Source organism: Candidatus Accumulibacter sp. ACC012 (assembly GCF_907163155.1).
GTDB lineage: Bacteria > Pseudomonadota > Gammaproteobacteria > Burkholderiales > Rhodocyclaceae > Accumulibacter > Accumulibacter delftensis.
Window position 1 is genome coordinate 165527 of the sequence record NZ_CAJQUC010000014.1, and the last position, 22057, is coordinate 187583.

Annotated in this window: 22 protein-coding genes; 11 read left to right on the forward strand and 11 right to left on the reverse strand. The window is 62.1% G+C overall.

Annotated features, from left to right (window positions below; all coding sequences use genetic code 11):
- Positions 1-154 precede the first annotated feature (154 nt).
- The 3 genes from QZ648_RS14960 to QZ648_RS14970 are packed head-to-tail and all read left to right on the forward strand — an operon-like array spanning position 155 to position 2298.
- The gene (locus QZ648_RS14960; RefSeq protein WP_169065710.1) at positions 155-865 is read left to right on the forward strand and encodes a methyltransferase domain-containing protein; all 711 of its coding nucleotides are present in this window, start codon (positions 155-157) and stop codon (positions 863-865) included.
- A 10-nt stretch (positions 866-875) separates the two neighbouring features.
- A complete protein-coding gene (locus QZ648_RS14965; protein ID WP_291997521.1) occupies positions 876-1478 on the forward strand; it encodes a class I SAM-dependent methyltransferase in 603 nt (200 codons plus the stop codon).
- Between the two features lie 28 nt (positions 1479-1506).
- Complete coding sequence (locus QZ648_RS14970; RefSeq protein WP_291997522.1) at positions 1507-2298, forward strand: SDR family NAD(P)-dependent oxidoreductase; 792 nt, start codon at positions 1507-1509, stop codon at positions 2296-2298.
- 187 nt (positions 2299-2485) lie between these two features.
- On the opposite strand, the gene QZ648_RS14975 is transcribed toward QZ648_RS14970, so the two are convergent.
- Positions 2486-3466 (reverse strand): PEP-CTERM sorting domain-containing protein, encoded by a 981-nt coding sequence (locus tag QZ648_RS14975; RefSeq protein WP_169065712.1) that lies wholly within the window; start codon positions 3464-3466, stop codon positions 2486-2488.
- Between the two features lie 724 nt (positions 3467-4190).
- Between QZ648_RS14975 and QZ648_RS14980 the strand changes: the two genes are divergently transcribed.
- The gene (locus QZ648_RS14980; protein ID WP_169065713.1) at positions 4191-4373 is read left to right on the forward strand and encodes a hypothetical protein; all 183 of its coding nucleotides are present in this window, start codon (positions 4191-4193) and stop codon (positions 4371-4373) included.
- Between the two features lie 234 nt (positions 4374-4607).
- On the opposite strand, the gene QZ648_RS14985 is transcribed toward QZ648_RS14980, so the two are convergent.
- The 5 genes from QZ648_RS14985 to QZ648_RS15005 all read right to left on the reverse strand — a co-directional run bounded on the left by QZ648_RS14985 (position 4608) and on the right by QZ648_RS15005 (position 9623).
- A complete protein-coding gene (locus tag QZ648_RS14985) occupies positions 4608-5816 on the reverse strand; it encodes an SGNH/GDSL hydrolase family protein (RefSeq protein ID WP_291997523.1) in 1209 nt (402 codons plus the stop codon).
- Positions 5817-6094: 278 nt separating this feature from the next.
- The gene (locus tag QZ648_RS14990; protein WP_291997600.1) at positions 6095-7288 is read right to left on the reverse strand and encodes an MFS transporter; all 1194 of its coding nucleotides are present in this window, start codon (positions 7286-7288) and stop codon (positions 6095-6097) included.
- Positions 7289-7385: 97 nt separating this feature from the next.
- The gene (mnmA, locus tag QZ648_RS14995; RefSeq protein WP_169065716.1) at positions 7386-8486 is read right to left on the reverse strand and encodes a tRNA 2-thiouridine(34) synthase MnmA; all 1101 of its coding nucleotides are present in this window, start codon (positions 8484-8486) and stop codon (positions 7386-7388) included.
- Positions 8487-8499: 13 nt separating this feature from the next.
- Positions 8500-9180, reverse strand: a complete 681-nt coding sequence (locus QZ648_RS15000; protein WP_291997524.1) for a hypothetical protein — start codon at positions 9178-9180, stop codon at positions 8500-8502.
- Complete coding sequence (locus tag QZ648_RS15005) at positions 9177-9623, reverse strand: NUDIX hydrolase (protein WP_169065717.1); 447 nt, start codon at positions 9621-9623, stop codon at positions 9177-9179. The genes QZ648_RS15000 and QZ648_RS15005 overlap by 4 nt, the downstream gene beginning before the upstream one ends.
- Before the next feature lie 106 nt (positions 9624-9729).
- Here QZ648_RS15005 and QZ648_RS15010 point away from each other — a divergent pair, with 106 nt between their 5' ends.
- From QZ648_RS15010 to QZ648_RS15040, 7 genes are all read left to right on the forward strand, one after another.
- Positions 9730-10650: a branched-chain amino acid transaminase gene (locus QZ648_RS15010; protein WP_169065718.1), complete on the forward strand. Its 921-nt coding sequence runs from the start codon at positions 9730-9732 to the stop codon at positions 10648-10650.
- A 22-nt stretch (positions 10651-10672) separates the two neighbouring features.
- Complete coding sequence (locus QZ648_RS15015; RefSeq protein WP_169065719.1) at positions 10673-10870, forward strand: zinc-finger domain-containing protein; 198 nt, start codon at positions 10673-10675, stop codon at positions 10868-10870.
- Between the two features lie 45 nt (positions 10871-10915).
- The gene (waaF, locus tag QZ648_RS15020; protein WP_291997525.1) at positions 10916-11932 is read left to right on the forward strand and encodes a lipopolysaccharide heptosyltransferase II; all 1017 of its coding nucleotides are present in this window, start codon (positions 10916-10918) and stop codon (positions 11930-11932) included.
- Entirely contained in the window at positions 11929-12375 is a 447-nt protein-coding gene (locus QZ648_RS15025) for a nuclear transport factor 2 family protein (RefSeq protein WP_291997526.1), read from the forward strand. The genes waaF and QZ648_RS15025 overlap by 4 nt, the downstream gene beginning before the upstream one ends.
- Positions 12372-13379 carry a hydrolase gene (locus tag QZ648_RS15030; RefSeq protein ID WP_291997527.1) on the forward strand — a complete coding sequence of 336 codons (1008 nt, stop codon included), beginning with the start codon at positions 12372-12374 and terminating at the stop codon, positions 13377-13379. Before QZ648_RS15025 ends, QZ648_RS15030 begins: the two co-directional genes overlap by 4 nt.
- Before the next feature lies 1 nt (position 13380).
- Entirely contained in the window at positions 13381-14790 is a 1410-nt protein-coding gene (locus QZ648_RS15035) for a phosphomannomutase/phosphoglucomutase (RefSeq protein WP_291997528.1), read from the forward strand.
- 95 nt (positions 14791-14885) lie between these two features.
- A complete protein-coding gene (locus QZ648_RS15040; protein WP_291997529.1) occupies positions 14886-16151 on the forward strand; it encodes an HDOD domain-containing protein in 1266 nt (421 codons plus the stop codon).
- Positions 16152-16204: 53 nt separating this feature from the next.
- Here the strand turns inward: QZ648_RS15040 and QZ648_RS15045 are convergent, their stop codons facing one another.
- The 5 genes from QZ648_RS15045 to alaS form a co-directional block, all read right to left on the reverse strand.
- Positions 16205-16990: a lipopolysaccharide kinase InaA family protein gene (locus QZ648_RS15045; RefSeq protein WP_291997530.1), complete on the reverse strand. Its 786-nt coding sequence runs from the start codon at positions 16988-16990 to the stop codon at positions 16205-16207.
- A gap of 15 nt (positions 16991-17005) precedes the next feature.
- Positions 17006-17683, reverse strand: coding sequence for a class I SAM-dependent methyltransferase (locus QZ648_RS15050; protein WP_169068084.1), 678 nt, complete (start codon positions 17681-17683; stop codon positions 17006-17008).
- A 160-nt stretch (positions 17684-17843) separates the two neighbouring features.
- Positions 17844-18335, reverse strand: coding sequence for an NUDIX domain-containing protein (locus tag QZ648_RS15055; RefSeq protein ID WP_291997531.1), 492 nt, complete (start codon positions 18333-18335; stop codon positions 17844-17846).
- The gene (locus QZ648_RS15060) at positions 18332-19372 is read right to left on the reverse strand and encodes a low specificity L-threonine aldolase (RefSeq protein ID WP_291997601.1); all 1041 of its coding nucleotides are present in this window, start codon (positions 19370-19372) and stop codon (positions 18332-18334) included. The genes QZ648_RS15055 and QZ648_RS15060 overlap by 4 nt, the downstream gene beginning before the upstream one ends.
- Positions 19373-19425: 53 nt before the next feature.
- Complete coding sequence (gene alaS / locus QZ648_RS15065) at positions 19426-22041, reverse strand: alanine--tRNA ligase (protein WP_291997532.1); 2616 nt, start codon at positions 22039-22041, stop codon at positions 19426-19428.
- Positions 22042-22057: the final 16 nt, after the last annotated feature.

Consider the following 22057-nt stretch of genomic DNA (forward strand, 5'->3'; position numbering starts at 1 on the left):
TATTGCATGTGCCCTCTGTGGTCATGTTGCCGAACCCCTGCTAACAAGGGAATATGGTAGCGTCAGGGGAAATACCGCGCGTTTCCTGGAACGGCTATTCCGACTATGGAAATGCCCGCAGTGCCTCACCCTCCACAGCCTGGATGCGGTGGATATGGTCGACATCTATCGCGACTATCCTCCCAACAAGCGACGTCTGGACGTCTTCGCCAGGGGCACCCTGAACAATCTGTTAAGCCGTCTCACGGAGGCTGGTCTTAGCAAGGATGCGGCAATTCTGGACTACGGCTGTGGTAACGGTATTTTCCTTGAGTTCTTAGAGCGGCGCGGTTACCGAAAGCTGACTGGATACGACCCATACGTAAGGGAATTCTCGCGGCCGCCCACAGGGCAGTTCGACTGCGTGCTGGCAAACGACGTCATCGAGCATGTGGACGACCCGCGCGCGATGCTGGCGGATTGTGTCCGCCATGTGCGACCAGGAGGGCTACTCTATGTCGGCACCGCTGATTCGGAGCCGGTGGACATGAGCAATCTGGCGCCCCACCTGATGCGACTGCACCAACCTTTTCACCGTGTGATCCTTACCGAACAGGGACTACAGCAGCTCGCTGCCGAAACAGGCATGAATCTGGTGCGCAACTGGCGACGGTCCTACATGGATACCCTCATTCCTTTTGCCAATTACCGTTTCCTTGATGAATTCAACGCGGCGCTAGACCACAACATGGACCGGGCCATGGCTCCGGACGCGGCAAGAGTTTTGCTGAGACGACCGAGCCTCATCTTTTACGCTTTTTTCGGCTATTTCGCCCCTTCCGCATGCGAGCCAGCGGTGCTCCTGCGCCAGCCCGCGCCTGATTGAGGAATTACCCATGAAGATGAACAGCGTCGAGAAGTTCCTGATGAACAACCCGATCCGGGCGGCCTTTCAGCGCCAATACGAGGCCCCTCTCTTGGAAAAACTGGGCGGCCGCACCGACGGACTAGTGGTCCTGGAGGTGGGTTGCGGCCGCGGCGTAGGCACGGAGGAGATCCTGGAACGCTTCGCTGCCAAAGAAGTCCACGCCCTCGACGTGGATCCTGACATGATCAAGCTGGCCCGCAAGAGGCTAGCTGGCTATCCCAGCGACCGCCTGCGCTTGTCGTTGGGCGACGTGACCCAACTTGATGTCGAGGATGCCACCTATGATGCCGTTTTTGACTTCGCTATCCTGCACCATGTCCCGGTCTGGCAGGATGGCGTGGCCGAAATCCGCAGGGTACTGAAACCCGGGGGCCGTTTTTATTTTCAGGAGGTGACCCGCCACTTCCTGGACAAGTGGTTCGCTCGAACCTTCCTGGAGCATCCTGCCGAGAACCGTTTCAGCACACAGGAATTTATCGCGGAACTGGAGCGACAGCGTTTTTGCGTCGGGAACAACTGGGTCGAGAAGGGGGGAGGCGACTACGTGTACGGTGTCGGGTGCTGCACATGACTTTCCACAGCCACACGGAAGGGCTCGCATGCATCTGGAGGATCTGAAAGGGGACTGGGCCCTGGTAACCGGCGCCTCATCGGGAATTGGCCAGGAGTTCGCCCTGCAACTGGCGGCTGCCGGGGTTAACCTGGTATTGGTCGCGCGGCGCGCCGATCGGCTGAAATCCCTCGCCACAAACCTGCGTGCGCGACACGGCATCGAGGCCTTGGATCTACCCATCGATCTCGCGCAAGCAATGGCTGCGGAAGAACTGCACCAGCTTTTGCAGCGGCAGGGGATCAAGATCCGGCTTCTTGTAAACAATGCCGCCCTCGGCCATTGGGCACCCTTCGAAACCGGTACGACACAGGCCTACGAAGCGCTGATCCGGGTTAACGCCCTGGCCGTCGTCAATCTATGTCACAACTTCCTGCACGACCTGGCTTCACATCACGATAGCGCGATCATCAACGTCTCCTCGCCGGCCGCTTATCAACCGGTCCCGTTCCTGGCCGTCTATGCAGCGAGCAAGGCCTTCGTGCACAACTTCAGTCAGGCCCTGCACGAAGAGTGGCGCAAGCACGGGGTGCTGGTGCAGACCCTGCTCCCCGGTCCAACGCCAACCGAATTGCCAGGCGCACAGGCAGGTACTCGTGGAAAAGGCATTGGCACGACAGTAGGGGCCTCCTATCCGGTACGCCTATCGCTGCGACATCTCGCGAAGGCGACAGCAGTGGTGACCGCCGCCCGTGGCACGCTGTGGCAACGGCTATTTGCTTTGCTCCCTGCCAAATTCGTGATTCGACAGGTCAGCCGGATGTTTTCCCCCGGCAGCTAAGCACTAAGCACGGAGAAAACCGCGCCCTTGCGAACATGCCCGTCAGTTTGACGAGGCGCGGCAGCAGATCGACTTACGACGGTGACTTGCACCCGCAAGAGTGCGCCCATGCTGGGCGCACCACAAAAAAAAACCCGACCTCGCGGTCGGGTTCCGGGGTTGCCAAGTATTGGCGAACTCCGTGCTGTCAGGCCTGGCGGCGGCGCGTAGCGCCAAGACCCAGCAGCCCAAGTCCAAGGAGCACGAGGCTCGCGGGTTCCGGTACATCCATTGGGACAGTGAACTCGCTCTGGCCATCGACTTTAAGCAGCAGGTCGCAAGTGGTGGCGCCAGGCGTGCAGGGAACCACGGCATAGCTGGGATACATAGGGTCCCCACCAACATGAAAACCAATCGTCGACGAAGTACCGGACGGGTAGTTGAGGTTGCTTTGGAACTCAGAGTCCCAGATGAAATCAAGCAGGCCCTGGAAATAGTTCTCGTCGACAAAGTCACCGAAAGCCAAGTCCTTGGCGGCATGTATCTTGGCCGACCCTTGCCCGGTACCCGCCCCTGGGCCTGCGGTCGTCGCAAGGAAACTGCTCAGCGTCGCGAAGCCCGGAACACCGGTATCCACGGTCATGCGCAGGACTTCCAGGCCGTCATCGAAACCGGTGCCTGTTGCGGTACTAGCATTAAGGCCGCCGCCCGCCGCCGAATCGTAGTAGATCGAAATGGAACTGTGCAGAGACGTATCAAGCCCAAAAGATGCGAAGTAGCCGACGTCTGGATCGCCTGGAGCGCCTGGAATCGCAGTAAGGGTATCCACGACCTCGTTGATCGTGGCAACCAGCGTGAATTCGAAGCTGCTAGGCGAGGCCCAGACACCATTGGAGCTGGTGTCAAGACCCGCAACAGGAGTACCGGTCGGGTTCACGTTAACCAGGTTGGACTGGTAAAGGAACTGGAATTTCTGGCCCGGCAGCAAGGCGGGGACGTTCCCGAAGGGACCGCGGCCCTTGGCGACGCCGCTACCCTGCTCGTTCCAGTCAAGGCTGGTCTGGTTCAGGGCCAGATTTCCGGGCACACCGTTACCCCAGTTGAAATTGGTTTGCCCAGCATGGGCGCTGCCGGCCAGACTCAGTCCAGAGACAACCAGAGCCGACAGAAGAGATTTCTTAAATTTCATATTTACCTCCAAGGGACTTATCGTGTTAATCGTGTGGTGCCACTAACGCTGCACCTGTCAAGAACAAAGCAATCTCCATGCCAGTCTTTTTTTTTCTTTTAGGTCAATCACTTACACAAAGACAACCCAGACACTCTTACAAAAGTGTAAAAAATACCGACAGTGGAAACTAGTGCAGGAGCCATAGAACGTTCGCTGGCAGCCGCGTCGTTCAGCCGTGCTGGCGCAGTGTCTCTCCCATGCCTCGATCTAGCCAACATCTGATCGATACGGCAGGGACGCGCTCGTGGAGGACCGAGCAATACCGACAACATCGATTGTGCTTGATGCTGAAGGCGCACGCAAGCCAGTCCGCGGCGATTCCAGACCGCTTGCGCGCGCAGATCATCCTGCCGGCCTCCGCAGACCAGAAACCGGAAACCATCGGCGCCGCATTGAGTGTGACGCGGGTGAGCATGGATCATCACTGGTGCCGGCGCGTTGCGCAACAGCGACCTGCTCGCCTGCCAGATGCCGCCGACCGGGGCCGGAAGCCAAATGTACCCACGCTGGCAGTCGGGCAGTTGATCGAGACCGCTGCCCGCAAACGGTGGGACGCAGGAGCTGCCGCGGCATGGCTGCCGGCACCGGCAAGAAAACTTCTGGGTAACGGCACCCTCACGCCATTCACCGAACTCTCTGGAAGGCGAACTGATCACGATCAATGGCGAGCGGCAGCTGCATCATGGAACGTTTGCCCTTCCGCAAGAAAATCGACCGTGAAACCTCCAAAGAATTGCCCATCCGCTTGGTCGGCAACAACCATGCGAGCGATAAGCATGCTGAGGTAAAGGCCTGGCTGCAGGCGCATCCAATCCACACGTTCACGCGCACTTCGCACGGACCTCATCGTCCGGGCTCGATCTGACGGAACGATTCTTCGGCGACGTTTCAATGCGCGGCACTGCCGATCGCTTTGCTTCCGTCAAGGAACTGGCGAACACCATCACCAGTTTTCTGACGGAGCGCAGCGACCATCCGACGCGATACGTCTGGCGTCTGGCGTGCCAGCGGCGAGGGATCCAGCGCGCCCGCGAAGCGATCGGCGCGCCACCGGCACCGACCGCAGCCCAACAAGTACGTAGCTTTTTTTTGAGGCACTCTAGACCCGTGCGAAACTCGCCGCCGGCACCGTCGTGGCACGCCGTCCGCTCCTTCTCAAGGAAAGCGCCACCAAGCCAATGCCGACAAGCAGCCAGCTGCCAGGCTCGGGAATCGCCGACAGCATACCGTTCGCCAGAATCCGCTGGGTAGCAGCACTCGGATGGTTGATGTCCCAAAACAGGAACTCGTCGGGGTTGGGGCAAACTGTGACGGGCTCAGCGGGATCGATGGCGCCGCCGACGAAGAAATTCACCAGGCACGGCTCGGTCACGTTGGTGAATCCGAAGTCGCCGGGGTGAGCGGCCACCTGTTGCAACAGAGCAAAGGTATCGAAGGAATAAACGGTAAGGTTGGGGTTGATGCTGAACAGACCCGCGATGATCCCCTCGAGCGCAGCATTGTAGGCCGCCGACAAGCCGGTGGCCAGGAACGCGGCTCCAGGGCTCACATTAAGCTCGGGAGTCAGACCCAGGTCCGGAACGTTAGGTACCAACAGGTACTCGGCGCCAGCGGTGACCAGGCCACCGAGCACCGTCCCGACATCCTGCAGCGCTTCTTGCATGCGAAGATTGACATTGGCAAACGGGTCAGCGGCAGCGGGGTCGAACAGCAGCAGCGCGTCGCCGACGTCGTTCGAACCGGACCAGACGACGAACAGTGCGCTGGGGTCGACGAACAGTGCGTCGGGATCGACACTACCGCTGACGTCCATCGCAAACTGGGCAAATTGTCCACGCAGACTGAACGGATAAAAAGTGGCAGCGCCTAAAGGCGTAGTCACCGGGGGCACGAGTCGCTGCGTTTTCGGATCGGTTGGTACGTCAAAGCGGTGGTAACGCGAACGGGCGCCACCGACAGCGTAGTTGGTCCCGGCCGGAGGATTCGGGTCGAGCGCAGGCGGCCCCCACGGCAACAAGCCCCGCGGCTTGAGGTCGCCCCCAGCCGGCAGGTGATTGGCGGCCTGCAGCCCAGTCCATAGCAGTTCGGAATAACTTGGACCATTCTGGAAGCGCCCTGGCGAGTACGGTGGTGCGACTGGAATCGGCGTCACGCCAGTAACCGGGTTCGGAGCCCCGGTCCAGCCATACAGATTGCCGTTGTCGGACAAACTGTCGCCAAAAACGTACATGTTCGAGAAACCTGCCAAGGCCGCAACAGGCATGACAAGTGCGACGGCCGCCAAGCAGCCAATGAGATATCTACGCATGCGTAAGTCCCCCCAAAACAACATTCACCCGGATGGATTTGCTGCCCAGCACCGCCCCGACTGCCACGACCCGCCTACTGCTTTGTCACCAATCGAGACAAGTCGACAGCGCCCGGACCCTGGGATGCAAAAAACGTGCCATCTATATATTTCATACACTTAGCAGCCGCACAGCCTGAGACTGTAAAATTTCCCGACACCTACGAGTGCCATTGCGTCTTGGCGACGCAGGGACCAGGCTCGCTTCGGGAGGCCGGGCAGCGCGCGCCTGCAATGCCTCAGGCGTGTCGACGTCGGCTGATCGCCAAGCCCAAACTGGCCAGCGCAGTCAGCGAAACAATCGGCAGTGCGAGGAGGTTGAGCGTCGCCCAGCCACCGTCGCTGATCAACAGGCCGGCGGCAAATGAGGTCAGCCCCTGTACGCCAAGCACGATGAAATCGTTGCTGCCCTGCACTTTCGCTTTCTCCTCGGGGCGGCAGCTTTCAATCAGCAGGGTCGTGCCGCCGACGAAGAGGAAATTCCAGCCGATGCCGAGCAGCAGCAAGGCCCACCAGAAGTGCATCAGGCTGACACCGGACAGCGCAACACCGATGCACACCAGCACCAGGGCTGCACCGACGAGCAGCACAAGGAGCACGCCAAAGCGCTTGATCAGGTGGCCCGTGAAGAACGATGGGGCGAACATGCCGATCACGTGCCATTGCAGGATGAAAGCGGTGTCGGCGAAAGGCAGACCACAGATATCCATCGCCAAGGGCGTCGCCGTCATCAGCAGGTTCATCGTCGCGTAGCCGCAAGCGGCAGCGAGGACGGCGACGATGAATGTCGGCTGGCATGCGATCTCCGCGAACGGGCGCCCGGCAGCCTGCTGTTCGCGAACAGCCAGCAACGGAATATCGAGCCGGCTGGCGATCAGCATCGCCAGCGCAGCAAATGCGGCCAGCGCGACGTAGCTCGCCAGGTAGGTCGTTGGCAGCAGATGGCGGGTCAGTATGCCGACCTGCGGGCCAATGACGCCACCGACGATGCCGCCGGCCAGAGTCAGCGAAATCGCCTTGCTGGTCCAGTCGGCCGGCGCAGCGTCGACGGCGGCAAAGCGATACTGCTGGCCAAAAGCGTTGTAGACGCCGGCAAAGACGGTTCCCAAGCACAGCAGCCAGAAGCTGGCCGCGTGCACTGCGAAAGCGGACAACAGCGCGCCAGCGATCCCGAAAGCTGCGCCAAGCATGAAACCGGCGCGCCGCCCATGGCGCTTCATGAACAGTGCCGCCGGCACGGCCGCCAGCGCAGCACCGATGACGTAGGTGGTGATCGGCAGGGTCGCCAGGCGCTGGTCGGTCGCGAGTTGCAAGCCGAGCAGGCCATTGATCGCCACCAGCGTTACCCCGTTGGTCAGCAGCAAGGCCTGCGCGGCCGCCAACAGGCCAATATTTCGCCGATAGTGCGGTGCAGCCACCGTCACCGCAGTCATCGTCACGGAGCGCCCCTGCAGACGACCGGCAAATGGCTCGCCGCGGCAGCCGTCGCCCTGCGCCCCCGCGCCGCGACTGCGCTGGACAGCACCCGGTTCAAGCGATGACGCCGCCGCCGAGGCAGACCCGGCTTTCGTAGACCACCACCGACTGGCCCGGCGTGACGGCCCACTGCGCTTCGGCAAAGCGGATCTGGCAGGAATCCGCGTCGACGCGCTCGATTTCGCAGGCGGCGTCGGCCTGGCGGTAGCGCGTCTTGGCGGTGTACACCCAGTGCGTATGTGCTGCTGCGCCGGCCACCCAGGAGAGATCCTCGGCACGCAGTTCATCGGCCAGTAGCGCCGCATGCGCGTGCCCCTGCACGACGTAAAGGGTGTTGCTGGCAATGTCCTTACGGGCCACGAACCAGGCGTCGTGGTCGCCACTGTCACCACTCTTGCCCCCTTTGACGCCACCGATGTGCAGGCCCTTGCGCTGGCCGATGGTGTGATAGGCAATGCCATCGTGCTCGCCCAGCAGGCGCTCGTCATCGAGGCTGCGAATCTCGCCCTTCTGCGGCGGCAGGTAGCGCATCAGGAACTCCTTGAACGGCCGCTCGCCGATGAAGCAAATACCCGTCGAATCCTTCTTGAGCGCGACGTGCAAGCCGGCCGCCTCGGCCCTCTTGCGTACCTCGCGCTTGTACAGACCAGCCAGCGGGAACAGCGTCTTTGCCAACTGCTGCTGATTTAGGCGGTGCAGGAAATAGCTCTGGTCCTTGGTACCGTCCTCGGCCTTGAGCAACTGGAAAGCGCCGGCAAACTCGCGCACGCCGGCGTAATGTCCGGTGGCAATATAATCGGCACCGATGCTCACTGCATGCTCAAGAAAAGCGCTGAACTTGATCTCCGAGTTACACAGCACGTCCGGGTTCGGCGTGCGACCGGCCTGGTATTCCTTGAGAAAGTGGGCGAAGACGCGCTCCTTGTAGGCGGCAGCGAAATTCACCACTTCGACGTCGATGCCGATCCTATCGGCAATGCTGATTACATCGACCAGGTCCTGTCGCGAGGAGCAGTACTCATCGCTGTCATCGTCCTCCCAGTTCTTCATGAACAGGCCGAGCACATGCCAACCCTGCTCCTTGAGCAGCAGGGCCGCCACCGCTGAATCGACGCCGCCGGACAAGCCGACGACCACTGTCTTTGCCTCGTTCATGCCATTGCCTTTGCTAGGGTTCAACATTCTGTTCCTTGCCACGACCATCGAGGACGATCTTCGGCTGCGCCCCTTCGTCCCGTCCAGCGTCGCCATCCCCGTCATCCTGGCCATCGAACCAGTCTTGCAAACCGATCACCACCGCCGGCCGACCATTGTCGCGAAACCAGGTATCGACCACATAACGGGCCTGCTCGGCCCCTGCTTCGGCTTGCTTGGCCACGTCAGCCGTGTCGCTTGCCGGCTCGCTTGCCGCGATCTCTTCGATCTGCGCCGAATAGTGCACCTGGAACACGTAAAGAACGCGCGATACCGGCTCCAGGACACGATGGAAACGCAGCCAGCCGCGCTCCTCCAGCAAGCGCAACAGGCGTGTGGTCGTGGTCGAGTGGTCGATGCAATCCATGCGCCCGTAGACGCCATCGTCCGCCGTGTTGCCACCACGGTCGGCAGCAATCGGCGTCTGCCGGCCGGCCCAGCCATGCAACTGGCCAATCGCCAGCGCCAGCTTCTCGCGCTCGTCGCTGGCGCTCGTTGCCGCGCCGAGAAGGGCCTGCACCTGCGCCAGTTGCGCGTCTACGTAATGCACTTGGGACTGTGCCAGACAAGCGTAGTTGTAACAGACGCTGATCGTCTCGCCAGCGCTTGCGGGTGCCATCGCCGCCAACAGCGGCAGCGCCAGCAGCCATTTCATGAGCAATGGGTCAGCAGTTCCAGTGGATAGCGCTTGCCCGCCAGCCAGTCCTCGATGCAGCGCAGAACCAGCGGGCTGCGATGCTGCGCCTGCAGTGCGCGGATCTCGGCAAGCGTCAGCCAGTGCGCGGCAAGAATGCCGTTGTCAAGCGGTCGATCGGGATCATGAGCGAGGATCTCGCCGCCGAAGCTGAAGCGCAGGTAGGTCACGTCACGAGCGTCGTTGCGGCAGTTGTAAACGCCAAGCAGGTACTGTGGATTCAGCGTATAGGCCGTCTCTTCGAGCGTTTCGCGGATCACCGCAGCAAGCAGCGATTCGCGGCATTCGAGGTGGCCTGCCGGCTGGTTGTAGCAGACACCGTACTCCGTTTCCTCTTCGACGAGCAGGAAGCGGCCATCGCGTTCGAGCACCGCGGCGACGGTGACGTTGGGTTTCCAGACCATTCGACAAGCCCTGCGAATAGAGACAACACGCCATTTTACCGCCAACCGAGAAGCGAAATCGGCTAAACTTTCCGTTTCAGCATTTCCAGCAAAGGGAGAGCAAACCATGTCCATGGCGGATCGCGACGGATTCATCTGGCACGACGGCAAGCTGGTGCCGTGGCGCGAGGCAACGACGCACGTGCTAACCCACACCCTGCACTACGGGATGGGCGTGTTTGAAGGCATCCGCGCCTACAAGGCCGATAAGGGTACCGCCATTTTCCGTCTCGAAGAGCACACCGACCGGCTGTTCAATTCGGCGTACATTTTCCAGATGAAAATGCCTTATGACAAGGAAACACTGCTCGAAGCGCAGAAGGAAGTGGTCCGCGCCAACGCACTCGAGTCGTGCTACATCCGGCCAATCGTCTTCTACGGTTCCGAAGCCATGGGCATCGCCGCCACGGCGATCAGTACGCACGTGGCCATCGCCGCCTGGCCGTGGGGCGCCTACCTTGGTGCCGAGGGCATGGAAAAAGGTATCCGCGTCAAGACCTCTTCATTCACTCGCCATCACGTGAACATCAACATGTGCCGCTCGAAGTCGGTCGGCACCTACACCAACTCGATCCTCGCCCATCAGGAAGTGGCGCACGACGGCTACGACGAGGCACTGCTGCTCGACGTCGATGGCTATGTCGCCGAGGGTGCCGGCGAGAATATTTTCATCGTCAAGCGCGGCAAGCTGTACACCCCGGACCTGACCTCCTGCCTCGAAGGCATCACCCGTGCCTCGGTGCTCCAACTTGCTGATGAACTGGGCATTCCGGTGATCGAAAAGCGGATCACGCGCGACGAAGTGTATTGCGCCGATGAAGCCTTCTTTACCGGCACCGCTGCTGAAGTGACGCCGATTCGTGAACTCGACAATCGCCAGATTGGTGCCGGCCACCGCGGGCCAATCACCACCCGCATCCAGAGCCTGTACTTCGACTGCGTGAACGGCCGCATTCCGGCGCATGCAGACTGGCTCGCCTACGTCTAACCCAGTTTGCAAGGTTGCCACCATGCCCCAGAACATCCAGCAGAAGCCCATCGCGATCGGCGCCAAGGATTTGCCCCTGCATTGCCCAACCAGCGACGCACCGCTCTGGGCTCGGCATCCGCGCGTATTTCTCGATATCACCCACACCGGGGAGGCCGTCTGCCCGTACTGCAGTGCGCACTACGTGCTGACCGGCGAATTGCCAAAGGGCCACCACTGATCGTCGGCGGCTGCCGGCGACGGATAGCCGACTGAAGCAAGGCTCATGAAAGCACTGATTGTCGCCCCGTCGTGGATCGGCGACACGGTTCTCGCGCAACCTCTATTCCGGCGGCTACACGAACGCACGCCAGGCCTGCAGCTTGACGCTCTCGCGCCACGCTGGGTGGCACCGGTCCTGGAGCGCATGCCGGAAATCACAAAGCTTGTCGACAGCCCCTTCGCCCACGGCGAATTGTCGCTGCAAGCACGTCATCGTCTAGCGCGCCAACTGGCGGCGGCCGGCTACCAGCGGGCCTACGTCCTGCCCAATTCACTGAAATCAGCGCTGGTGCCGTTCTTCGCCGGCATTCCCGAACGCATCGGCTTTGTCGGCGAGAAGCGCTACGGCCTGATCAACCAGCGCCATACGCTCGACAAGACTCTGCTGCCGCAGATGGCGGAACGCTTCGCCCAACTCGCCGAAGCCCCCGGCGCTCCGCTACCGCGACCGCTACCCTTGCCGCGACTGACTTCGAGCCGCGAACAAGGCGCCGCAACCCGCGCCGAACTTGCCGTAGACCGCCCCGAAAAACTGGCGGTATTCTGCCCCGGCGCCGAATACGGCCCGGCCAAGCGCTGGCCGGCACGTCATTTCGCGACCTTAGCCGACGCACTGGCAGCACGTGGCTACGCCATCTGGCTGCTCGGCTCAGCAAAGGACCGGCCGATCGCCGACGAGATCACCGAGCTGGCCGATCGGGCCAGCGCGCCACGCAACTTTTGCGGCAGCACTTCGCTGCGTCAGGCGATCGACCTGCTGGCCGCGGCCTCTTTCGTCGTCTGCAACGATTCCGGCCTGATGCACGTCGCCGCCGCCCTCGGCCGACCGCTGATTGCCGTCTATGGCTCGTCGTCGCCCGGCTTCACGCCGCCGCTGTCGGAGCGGGCGCAGGTCATCAGCCTCGCGCTTGCCTGCAGTCCCTGCTTCAAGCGCGAATGTCCGCTTGGCCATCTCGACTGCCTGAACAAGCTCGAGCCGCTGCGCGTGCTCGACGCCTGCCTGTCGAGGAGCACGGCATGATCGCCACCTTCGCCAGCCCCGCCGACGTCGAAGCCGCTTTTTACGACGCCATCGCCCGCGCCGATCTGCGTGCCCTGATGAGCGTCTGGGCCGACGACGAAGACATCGTCTGCATCCACCCGACCGGCCAGCGGCTGAGCGGCACAGTGGCCATCCGTGACAGCTGGCGCAGCATTTTCGCCAACAACGCGCGCCTGAAAGTGCGCCTGTCGCGCGTCCTGCGCTGGAACAGCATGCTGCTGGCGGTACACAACGTCGTTGAAACGCTGTACATCGGCGACGAGGAAAAGGCACATGGCCCGATGCTCGCCACCAACGTTTTTCAGCGTGGCACCAACGGCTGGCGCCTGCTCGCGCATCATTCGTCGACCGCCGCCGATCGCGACCTGGCCGACAAGCGCGCCGGTGAGCGCGAGGAAACCAGCCAACGGGTTTTGCATTGACCGGCTACCCAGCGCCTTCCTGGCTCCCCGGCGGTCACGCCCAGACCATCTACCCACTGCTCATCAAGTCACCTTCTCCGGGTTATCGCCGCGAGCGCTGGCAAACGCCCGACGATGATTTCATTGACCTTGACTGGAGCGATCCCCGCCCGCCGTGCCTGGCGCCGGAGATTACGACCACCGCTGCGACCAACGCTGCGCCGAACTCCGCGCCGCTGCTGGTGCTGTTTCACGGTCTTGAAGGCAGTTCCGCCAGCCACTACGCGAGCTCGCTGATGCGCGCCACCGCGGCCATCGGCTGGACCGGCGTAGTGGTGCATTTCCGCGGCTGCTCGGGCGAGATAAATCGCCTGCCGCGCGCCTACCATTCCGGTGACAGCGACGAGATCGACTGGATTCTGCGCCGCCTGCAACAGCTCTTCCCGCACCGCCCGCGCTACGCCATCGGTGTCTCGCTAGGTGGCAATGCGCTGCTCAAATGGCTCGGTGAACGCGAAACGGATGCCGCCGACTGTCTGCGTGCAGCAGCAGCGGTCAGCGCCCCGCTCGACCTCAACGTCTCCGGCCACCAGCTGGCACGCGGCTTCAACCGCCTCTATACCCGGCACTTCCTGCACACGCTGAAGCGTAAGGCAGCCGACAAGCTGCGCCGTCACCCTGGCATTTTCGACGAGCGGCGGATGCGGGCGGCGAGCAATCTGCACGACTTCGACGAGGCAGTCACCGCGCCGCTGCACGGCTTCGCCAGCGCCGACGACTACTGGCGACGTGCCTCGAGCAAGCCCTGGCTGGCCAGCATTTGCCTGCCGACGCTACTGCTCAACGCGCGCAACGATCCCTTCCTGCCAGAGCAGGCGCTGCCCACAGCCAGCCAGGTATCGGCCAGCGTGCAGCGCGAATTCCCGGCGCGTGGCGGCCATGTCGGCTTCGTCGCTGGCCAGCCGCCTGGGCACCTTGATTGGCTGCCGCAGCGCCTTCTTCACCATTTCCAGAACGAGGTTTGAAATGCCCCCTCCCCCCCAGCCAAGCGCCACTCCACTCCCTGCAGAGATCTTCAAGGCCTACGACATTCGCGGCATCGTCGGCAAGACGCTGACCAGCGACACTGTCCGCCGCATCGGCCACGGCCTGGGTTCGCTGGCCGCCGAGCGCGGTCAGCGCGCAATTGCCGTCGGCCGCGACGGCCGCCTTTCCGGACCCGAGCTGGCGGCAGCACTGATGGAAGGCATCCGCCTGGCGGGGATCGACAGCATCGACATTGGCTGCGTGCCGACGCCGGTCGCCTACTTCGCCGCCCATGAGCTGGGCTGCGATAGTTGCGTGGCGGTCACCGGCAGCCACAATCCGCCTGACTACAACGGGCTGAAGATGGTTGTTGGCGGCGAGACCCTGGCCGGCGAAACAATCCAGGGCATCCGGCGGCGTGTCGACGCCGGCGAGCTGCGCAATGGCAGTGGCCAGGCCAGCAACGCCGATGTCCTGCCAGCGTATCTGGCACGCGTCGTCGCCGACGTTCGCCTGGCACGACCGATGAAGATCGTCGTCGACTGCGGCAACGGCGTTGCCGGCGTGATCGCCGGGCAACTTTTCCGCGCGCTCGGCTGCGAGCTGGTCGAGCTCTTCTGCGAGGTCGATGGCAACTTTCCGAATCACCATCCCGACCCCTCGAAGCCCGAGAATCTGCAGGACGTGATCCGCGCCCTGCGCGACACCGACGCCGAGCTCGGCCTTGCTTTCGACGGCGACGGCGACCGTCTCGGCGTGGTCACCAAGGACGGCCAGATCATCTACCCGGATCGTCAGCTGATGCTTTTTGCGGCCGACGTCCTCAGCCGCTGCCCAGGCCAGCCGATCATCTACGACGTCAAATGCACCCGCCAGCTGGCGCCGTGGATTCGCGAGCATGGTGGTGAACCGCTGATGTGGAAGACCGGGCACGCGCTGGTCAAGGCCAAGCTGAAGGAAACCGGCGCGCCACTGGCCGGTGAAATGAGCGGGCACGTGTTCTTCAAGGAACGCTGGTTCGGTTTCGACGACGGCCTCTACGCCGGAGCCCGGCTGCTCGAGATCCTGTCGCGCAGCAGCAACGCCGACGCCGCCAACGCCCTGCTAACGGTCTTGCCCGACAGCAGTTCGACGCCGGAACTGAACATCGCCATGCAGGAAGGCGAACCCCTGGCGCTGATCGAAGAGCTTCGCCGTGATGCCCATTTTACGGGAGCGCGCGAGATCATCACCATCGACGGCCTGCGCGTCGAATACGCCGACGGCTTCGGTCTGGCGCGGCCGTCGAACACCACACCGGTGGTAGTCCTGCGCTTCGAAGCCGACAACCAGGCGGCCCTCGAACGCATCCAGGCGGATTTCCGTCGGGTCATCCATGCCGCGCGTCCGGGCCTGGCACTGCCCTTCTGAGAACTCCGATCGAGCACTTCGCCGAAAGGCAGTGCTAAGATGAGCAACCGGGATCCGCCAGATAATGGAATGCATAGCGCAGACAAGCATGCCCAATGAGTGATCAATTCCTGCAAAACGCATTCCTCTTCCGACAGCCGATCCTGAACCGCAGACAGGAGCTGGCCGGCTACCAGTTGTCGTTCCATAGCGGCGAGGAAGTCGGCGATGATGACCCGACCGCCCGCCGCGGTGCTGGCGCACCACTCTGTGCCGCCTATTCCGAACTCGGCATGCGCAGCGCCCTGGGCAATACCAGTGCCTACCTCGGCGTCGATGCCAACTTCCTGCAGCAGGAAGCGATCGAGCTACTGCCACCGCAAGGCGTCGTCCTCGAATTGCTGCTTGATGGCGCACCCACGAAGCCGACACTGACACGCTGTCGCGCCCTCGTCGACCGCGGCTACTCACTGGCATTGAGCAACTACCAGGGCATCGACGATCACAGCCGACCGCTGCTGCCGCTGGTTTCGGTCGTCAAGATTGACCTGCACCATGCTGACCAAGCCCGCCTTGAGGAGCTGGCGGGCTCCCTGCGCCAATTGCCGCTCAAGCTTCTCGCGCAAGCTGTCGACAGCCACGCGCAGATGGAATGTTGTCGAAACCTCGGCTTCGCCCTCTTCCAGGGGCGCTACTTTGCGCAGGCCGAAATCGTCAGCGGCCGCCGCCTCTCGGCGGCACATGCGACCTTGATTCGCCTGTGCAACCTGGTCGGCCGTGACGTCGATACCGCCGTCATCGAGGATGCCTTCAAGCACGAGCCGGCGCTGACGCTCAACCTGCTGCGAATTGTCAACTCCGTCGGGCGCCTCGGCAACCGGTCCACGCAACCGGTAACCTCATTGCGCCACGCCATCACCCTGCTCGGCAGGCGCCAATTGCAGCGCTGGCTGTCGCTGCTGCTTCTGGCGCCTGGCAACCATAGCAACGATTCGCTCGACCCGAGCCGTTCGCCGCTACTGCAAGTGGCCGCCCTGCGTGGGCGAATGATGGAGCTGCTGGTCGCCGTCGGCAAGCCAAGAGACCACAAACTGTCCGACCTGGCGTTCATCACCGGCATCCTGTCGATGATGCCCGCAGCGCTCGGCCTGCCCATTGAGGAAATTCTCGAACAGATCGCGGTCGAGCGCGAAGTCGGCAAGGCCCTGCGCCAGCACGAAGGCCTGCTGGGAACCATCCTGGCGCTGCTCGAGTGCTTCGACAACGACGACGCCGCCTGCTGCGACGGCCTGTTGTCCAGGCTGCCCGGCAACTTCGACCGCCAGACCCTGAATACCGGCCTGAGCGCCGCGCTAAGCTGGTTGAACGGCAATGACGACTGAAGAACGGCTGCCAGCGCCACAATGCCCCAGCAGCAAGGGCCGGTCTGCAGGCTTCAAACCCTGCGTTTCTTGTCGACCAATCTCTTGACGATACGGCGCAGGAGTTTTTTTGACTCCACACTCAGATGATCTTCGTCGCGATAGGCCAGGAAGAATCTGAGACGATCAGTCCTTGACCAGCCTTCAGCGCAGCGATACAGCGAGTACAAATCGCGTGTCGCGATAATCGACCTGATCGGCCGCCACTTGGCTTTTTCCAGATCGATCAGGCGCACGTCAGCGGCCCCGCCGGGCTCTTCCTTGACGAAGATATGCTTGAGGTACAGGCAGTTATGTTGCAGGCGTGCATCGTGCATCTGACGCAGCGTCTTCGCCACTCGGGCAATCAATGGCCGGCGTCTGCCTTTAGCTAACTGGTCTATTGGTTTGTAGCACGGCGCATCGAAGGGCTGATAGCCTGCAAGCTCCCGGGTAACCACAATGGCTCGCAGCTTTCCGGCAACGGTCTTCTGACAGTAGTAGATCGGTTCCAGCGTGGGCACGCCAAGCTTGCGAAAGTTGAGAATATTTCGGAATTCTCGTTCAAAAGTGGCCGTGAGCCGGAAAAGATTTCGCCATGAGCGGAAGAAATGATTTTCCTGACGCTTGATGAAAACCCCGACGTCTCCGCCCTCGGGGAGAGCGATACTTGTTCTGATGACACCGCTCCAGCCACCTCGCCTGTAGTTTGGCGGCTCGAACCAGTCATCCTTGTTCAGCTCCCACAGGGCTTCGAAGCTCTCCAGATGGTTGTGCTGAAGGATGGGCAACCAGGCGTCGTTGAAATATTCCTTGAGCACGGTCTACGACGCCAGTCAGATCTTCTTGAGCACGTAGGTGCGCCACATGTGGTAATACTTGATGAAATCAAGGCTGGCCTCGACTCTGAAGCCGCTGTCTTTGAACTCCTGCTCAATGCGCTTTGCGGGAATCACCAGGCGATTCTGGTACTGATGCGCACCCCTGGCTTTCTCGCGTCGCCTTCTAATCCAGGACTTGTAGTTGCCATCAACCCAAAGTGAAATAATCACCGAACTCGACGCCACCCGGTGGAATGTCTTGAGAAGAGTCATACGATCTTCAGCTTTCGCCAGATGGTGCACAAAGCGAATACAGAAGACACATTCCACAAAATCGTCAGGCACTGGCAAGCTGAATGCGGATGCCTGGAAAGAAGACTGGATACGCTTGCTGATGGCGGCAGGGCGGTATTTGAGGCCAGCGTCGATCATGTTCTGGCTATAGTCACTGGCATGAATGATGCGGTCCGGCTGTTCCGCCAGAACGTCCCAGAACCGGCCCGTGCCACACGGCGCATCAAGAACCGATTTTGGATCGCCTGCAAGTTTCAGGGCTTTCCTGGCAATCTGATGGTCGCGCCAGTTCGAAAGCTTGCGCCAGAATTCATTCTCATGCTTGTCAAAATAATACTTCGCATGCGCTTCATCATACTTTCCCGAGAACTCCAAGTTCGGGACGGGCTGTTCTTCCATGATCTGGCCTTGGTAAGTCGTTGAGGAACGGTTCTCTGTTGGCAAGGCGACATTATAGGTCAAGACGGCGCGCTGCCGCGACCACAGGTCTAGCAGCCGGCAGGGCCCGGCCCCGGGCGGCGGCGCCAATGGCAAAGCTGGGCCGTACCGGCGAACGCCTTCAGACCCCAGAGCGCCGAGCCAACCAGTCACTCACTGCCAACCCGGTCCCGAAATCCCAGGGCTTCAGCTTCTCCGGTGCAATCAGCCGGAACTCGGCAAGCTCTTCGTTGAGACCGATCTCCCCTTGCCCGACGACATGGTAGGCGATGATCACTTCGTGCTTGCGCGCGAAGGGATAGACGCCGATCAGCGTCGTTGCCAGTGTGTTCAGGCCGAGTTCTTCCTTGACCTCACGTGCGACACCGGCGACCGGGTCTTCGCCACGCTCGAGAAAACCGGTGATCAGCCCGAACGCCCCTGCGGCCCAGGCCCGGTTGCGCGCCAGCACGACCCAGCCCTGATACTCGACCAGGGCCGCCAGCACCGGTGCCGGGTTGTCCCAATGCACGAAGCCGCAGCCGGCACTGCACGCCAGCCGCGGCAGTCCACCCTCCTCGCAGGCCGCGAGGCGCGCGGCACAGCAGGGGCAGAACTGCCAGCCAGGGGTCACGAGCTTGCCGGCAATGCCGACAACGCGCGGACGTCGTCCAGAAAGCGATCAACGGTCTCCGGCGCCGTATCCCAGCCGCACATCAGGCGTGCGCCGCCGGCGCCGATGAAGGTGTAGAAGAGCCAGCCGCGCTCGCGCAGGCCCTGCTCGACGACGCGCGGCAGGTGTACGAAAACGCCATTGGCGTCGACCGGAAAAAGTGTCTGCAAACCAGCGATTTCTGCCAGGCCGCTGGCCAGTTGCCGGGCCATTGCGTTGGCGTGCGCGGCGTGGCGTAACCAGCTGTCGTTTTCGAGAATTCCAAGCCACGGTGCGGAAAGGTAGCGCATCTTCGACGCCAGCTGGCCGGCCTGCTTGCAGCGATAGGCAAAGTCTTCGGCCAGACGGCGGTCGAAGAAGACGACCGCTTCGCCAATCGGCAGCCCCATCTTGGTGCCGCCAAAGCAGAGTACGTCGACACCGGCGCGCCAGGTCAGCTCGGCCGGCGCAACGCCAAGGCTGGCGACGGCGTTGGCAAAGCGGGCGCCATCCATATGCACCCGCAGCCCCAGCTCGCGTGCCGTCGTGGTGATAGCGCGCAATTCATCGGGACAGTAGACGGTGCCGACTTCGCTGGCCTGGGTCAGGGTCACGACTTTCGGCTTGGGATAATGGATATCGCTGCGCCGGGTCACCGCTTCTTCGATCACCGCCGGCGTCAGCTTGCCCTCTTCGCCGGCGAGCGCGAGCAACTTGGCGCCGTTGGAAAAGAACTCCGGTGCGCCACACTCGTCGGTTTCGACGTGCGCCAACTGGTGGCAAATGACGCTGTGGTAAGACTGGCAGAGCGCGGCAAGCGCCAGCGAATTGGCCGCCGTCCCGTTGAAGACAAAGTACACGTCGCACTCGGTCTCGAACACTTCACGCAAGCGGTCGGCAGCGCGCAGCGTCCACTGGTCGTCGCCGTAGGAGCGGACGTGGCCAGCGTTGGCCGCCAGCAAGGCGGCCAGGGCCTCCGGACAAATGCCGGCGTAGTTGTCACTGGCGAAGTGCTGCATTGTTGGCGTCGTTATCATTCCGATTCCAGGTCAGATCCTTGCCCGCGGCTGAATCACAGGCGCTGGTCGACCCATGCCGCCACCGAGGCCAGTGCGGCCGGCAGCTTTTCCGGTTCGTTGCCGCCGGCTTGCGCCATGTCCGGCCGACCACCACCTTTGCCGCCGATCTGGCGGGCGACCATATTCACCAGCTCGCCCGCCTTGAGCTTGCCGGTCAGGTCGGCGGTGACCCCGGCGATCAGCGTTACCTTGCCTTCGCTGGTCGAGGAGACGACAACAACTGCGCTCTTCAACTTGTCACGCAACTTGTCGACCGCGGCGCGCAGGGCGTTGACGTCGGCGCCTTCCATGAGCGTCGCGAGAACCTTGACCCCCTTGACATTGACTGCCTGCGTGAGCATGTCGTCGCCTTGCGCGGACGCCAGCCTGGCCTTCAGGCGCGCCAGTTCCTTTTCCAGCGCACGAACATTGTCGAGCACCTGCGCGAGCTTGGCCGGGACTTCGGCGACCGGCGCCTTGAAAGCCGCGGCCGCTTCGGCCAGCATCGCCTGCTGCTGCTGCACCAGCGCCAACGCGACATCACCGGTAACCGCCTCGACACGCCTGATGCCGGCCGCGACGCCGGTCTCGGAGACGATCTTGAAGAGACCGATATCGCCCGTGCGGCGAACATGCACGCCGCCGCAGAATTCGATCGATGAACCGATCGTCTGCACGCGCACCTGATCGCCGTATTTCTCGCCGAAAAGCATCATCGCCCCCGACTTACGAGCCTCGTCGATGGCCATGATGCGGGCCTCGGCAGCGGCATTGGCGAGAATTTCGTCATTGACGATGCGCTCGACGCGGCGAATCTCCTCGGCACTCATCGGCGCATTGTGCGCAAAGTCGAAACGGGTCTTTTCCGGGTCAACCAGTGAGCCCTTCTGCTGCACGTGCGCACCAAGCACTTCGCGCAGCGCCTTGTGCATCAGGTGTGTCGCCGAGTGGTTGCGCACGGTGCGTGCGCGCGCGACGACATCGACGCGGGCGGCAAACTTGTCGCCAACGGCGATCGCGCCGGTTCTGACGATCCCCTGATGACCGAAGACAGCGGCCTGGATTTTCTGCGTATCCTCGACGGCGAAAATACCCTGCGCACCCTGCAAGACGCCGCGATCGCCCACCTGACCACCCGACTCGGCGTAAAACGGCGTCGCGTCGACAACGACGACGCCCAGTTCGCCTTCCTTGAGTTCATCGACCGGGCTGCCATCCCTGTATAGCGCCAGCACCTGGCCATTGAAGTCAAGCGCGTCATAACCGTGAAAGGCCGTCTCCGGACCGCTGTAGTCGAGCGCGGCGGCCATCCTGAACTTGCCGGCGGCGCGTGCCTGCTCTTTCTGATGGGCCATCGCCGCATCGAAAGCGGCGACATCGACGCAGACCCCCCGCTCACGGCAGACGTCGGCAGTCAGATCAAGCGGAAAACCAAAGGTGTCATGCAGCTTGAAGGCGATGGCACCGTTGAAAACGCCGTCACCGGCCAAGGCCGCGAGTTCGCTCTCGAAGAGGCTCATACCGTGCTCGATGGTCTCGAAAAAGCGCACCTCTTCCTGGCGCAGCACTTCGCTGACACGCTCCTGGCTGCTCACCAGTTCGGGGTAGGCAGCGCCCATTTCAGCGACCAGGTCGGGCACCATGCGGTGGAAGAAAGCGGCGCGTGCCCCAAGCTTGTAGCCATGTCGAATGGCTCGCCGGATGATCCGCCGCAGGACGTAGCCGCGGCCTTCGTTACCCGGAATGACGCCGTCGGCGAGGAGAAAGGAACAGGCGCGAATGTGGTCGGCGAGCACCCGCAGCGATGGGCTGTCGCTATCGGCCGACGCGGTTTCGCGAGCCGCGGCAGCAATCAGGCGGGCAAAGAGGTCAATCTCGTAGTTGCTGTGCACATGCTGCAGGACCGCCGCCGTCCGTTCGAGCCCCATGCCGGTGTCGACCGAAGGCTTTGGCAAGGGGTGCATGACGCCGGCCTCGTCGCGGTTGAACTGCATGAAGACGTTGTTCCAGATCTCGATGTAACGGTCGCCCTCTTCGTCGGCCGAACCGGGGGGACCACCAGGAATGTCTTCGCCGTGATCGTAAAAAATCTCGGTGCACGGACCACAGGGACCGGTATCGCCCATCATCCAGAAGTTGTCGGAGGCGTAGCGCGCGCCCTTGTTGTCGCCAATGCGGATCACCCGCTCGGCGGGCACGCCGATCTCTTTGGTCCAGATTGCGTAGGCTTCGTCGTCCTCGGCATAGACGGTCACCCACAGCCGATCTGCAGGCAGGCCATAGACATCGACGAGCAATTCCCAGGCGTAGCGGATCGCATCCAGCTTGAAGTAATCGCCGAAGGAGAAATTGCCGAGCATTTCGAAAAAAGTATGGTGACGCGCCGTGTAGCCGACATTTTCGAGGTCGTTGTGCTTGCCACCGGCGCGAACGCACTTCTGGGACGTCGTCGCCCGCTCGTAGGGACGCTTGTCGAAACCGAGAAAGACATCCTTGAACTGGTTCATGCCGGCGTTGGTGAACAACAGCGTCGGGTCGTCATGCGGCACCAGCGAACTCGATGCGACGATCTGGTGGCCTTTGGATGCAAAGAACTGGAGGAACTTCTCGCGAATTTCGGCGCTGCTCATGGGGGGGCTTTTCATC

Bases quoted from the DNA above. Each gene is read 5' to 3' on its own strand.
- QZ648_RS14960 (WP_169065710.1), top strand. From the start codon at position 155: ATGGTCGACATCTATCGCGACTATCCTCCCAACAAGCGACGTCTGGAC.
- QZ648_RS14965 (WP_291997521.1), top strand. From the start codon at position 876: ATGAAGATGAACAGCGTCGAGAAGTTCCTGATGAACAACCCGATCCGG.
- QZ648_RS14970 (WP_291997522.1), top strand. From the start codon at position 1,507: ATGCATCTGGAGGATCTGAAAGGGGACTGGGCCCTGGTAACCGGCGCC.
- QZ648_RS14975 (WP_169065712.1), bottom strand. From the start codon at position 3,466: ATGAAATTTAAGAAATCTCTTCTGTCGGCTCTGGTTGTCTCTGGACTG.
- QZ648_RS14980 (WP_169065713.1), top strand. From the start codon at position 4,191: ATGGAACGTTTGCCCTTCCGCAAGAAAATCGACCGTGAAACCTCCAAA.
- QZ648_RS14985 (WP_291997523.1), bottom strand. From the start codon at position 5,816: ATGCGTAGATATCTCATTGGCTGCTTGGCGGCCGTCGCACTTGTCATG.
- QZ648_RS14990 (WP_291997600.1), bottom strand. From the start codon at position 7,288: ATGACTGCGGTGACGGTGGCTGCACCGCACTATCGGCGAAATATTGGC.
- mnmA (WP_169065716.1), bottom strand. From the start codon at position 8,486: ATGAACGAGGCAAAGACAGTGGTCGTCGGCTTGTCCGGCGGCGTCGAT.
- QZ648_RS15000 (WP_291997524.1), bottom strand. From the start codon at position 9,180: ATGAAATGGCTGCTGGCGCTGCCGCTGTTGGCGGCGATGGCACCCGCA.
- QZ648_RS15005 (WP_169065717.1), bottom strand. From the start codon at position 9,623: ATGGTCTGGAAACCCAACGTCACCGTCGCCGCGGTGCTCGAACGCGAT.
- QZ648_RS15010 (WP_169065718.1), top strand. From the start codon at position 9,730: ATGTCCATGGCGGATCGCGACGGATTCATCTGGCACGACGGCAAGCTG.
- QZ648_RS15015 (WP_169065719.1), top strand. From the start codon at position 10,673: ATGCCCCAGAACATCCAGCAGAAGCCCATCGCGATCGGCGCCAAGGAT.
- waaF (WP_291997525.1), top strand. From the start codon at position 10,916: ATGAAAGCACTGATTGTCGCCCCGTCGTGGATCGGCGACACGGTTCTC.
- QZ648_RS15025 (WP_291997526.1), top strand. From the start codon at position 11,929: ATGATCGCCACCTTCGCCAGCCCCGCCGACGTCGAAGCCGCTTTTTAC.
- QZ648_RS15035 (WP_291997528.1), top strand. From the start codon at position 13,381: ATGCCCCCTCCCCCCCAGCCAAGCGCCACTCCACTCCCTGCAGAGATC.
- QZ648_RS15040 (WP_291997529.1), top strand. From the start codon at position 14,886: ATGAGTGATCAATTCCTGCAAAACGCATTCCTCTTCCGACAGCCGATC.
- QZ648_RS15050 (WP_169068084.1), bottom strand. From the start codon at position 17,683: ATGGAAGAACAGCCCGTCCCGAACTTGGAGTTCTCGGGAAAGTATGAT.
- QZ648_RS15060 (WP_291997601.1), bottom strand. From the start codon at position 19,372: ATGCAGCACTTCGCCAGTGACAACTACGCCGGCATTTGTCCGGAGGCC.
- alaS (WP_291997532.1), bottom strand. From the start codon at position 22,041: ATGAGCAGCGCCGAAATTCGCGAGAAGTTCCTCCAGTTCTTTGCATCC.